General features: G+C 71.7%; 1 protein-coding gene. It reads right to left on the bottom strand.

What is annotated here, in order from left to right:
- A partial coding sequence (locus tag QH283_RS14705; RefSeq protein ID WP_280503561.1) for an AMP-binding protein occupies positions 1 to 1,164 on the bottom strand: 1,164 nt, incomplete at both ends.

Here is a 1,164-nt window from a genome sequence, read left to right as displayed (position 1 = left end):
AGACGTCGAAGGTGGCCGGGGTCTTCTGCAGGACGGCGTCGGTCTCGTCCAGCGGGTACTCGTGCTGCATCCAGCGCAGCCGGTTGACGATGGCGGCGTGGCTGATGCCCACACCCTTGGGCCTGCCGGTGGAGCCGGAGGTGAACAGCACGTAGGCCAGGTGCTGCGGGCGCAGCGGCGCGGTGCGGTCGGCGTCGGTGAGCGGGGCGGGCGAGCAGCGCTCCAGGGGCGCGGTGTCCACGGCCAGCGCCGGGATGCGGGCGGGCGGCTCCAGGCCGTCGCGGGCGGCGACCAGCACACACAGCGCGCCCGCCTGGTCGAGGATGCCGTCGCGGCGTTCGGCGGGGTGGTCCGGGTCGAGCGGCAGATAGGCCGCGCCGGTCTTCACCACGGCGTACATGCCCGCGACCAGTTCGATGCCGCGCGGCAGGCACAGCGCGACCACGGTCTCCGGGCCGGCGCCGCGCTCGACGAGCAGGCGGGCCAGGCGGTTGGTCAGCGCGTCGAACTCGGCGTAGGTGAGGGCGGTGTCCTCGAATTCCACGGCCACCGCGTCCGGGCAGCGGGCGGCGCGCTCGGCGAACAGGGAGACCAGCGTGTCCTCGGGGACCGGCGTCTCGGTGTCGTTCCAGGTGCGCAGCACCAGCTCGCGCTCGGCGGGGGTGATCGCCTGCAGGTGGCGCACGGTGGTCCCCCGGCCCGCGGTCAGGAACCGGCCGAGGTAGTCGAGAAAGCGTTCGTGATGGGCGTGCACCTCGCGTTCGGCGTAGAGCAGCCGGTTGGCCTCGAAGTCGAGGTGGACCTTGCCCTCGCCGTTGTAGATGTTGACCGACAGGTCCTCGACCGGGCCGGTGGACAGCACGTGCAGTTCGCCGACCGAGCTGCCGAAGCGCAGCTCGTTGTTGAACATCATGATGTTGACCATCGGACCGAAGAACCCGCGGGTGTTGGCCGAGTAACCGCAGTCGCGGCGGATGTCCTCGTGCCGGTAGCGCTGGTGACGCAACGCGCCGGTGATCTCCAGTTCCGCGGTGCGCACCTTGTCGCCGACGGTGGTCGCGGCGTCGAAGCCGAAGCGCAGCGGCACCACATTGGACAGCACGCCCGCCGAGCGGCGCAGCGCGACGGTGGTGCGCGCGGCGACCGGCAGGCTCAACACCACGT

The organism is Nocardia farcinica, assembly GCF_029867845.1.
In the GTDB taxonomy this organism is placed as follows: Bacteria; Actinomycetota; Actinomycetes; order Mycobacteriales; family Mycobacteriaceae; genus Nocardia; species Nocardia farcinica_A.
Note: the sequence above shows the minus strand (reverse complement) of the source record. Positions and strands in the feature narration are given on the sequence as shown.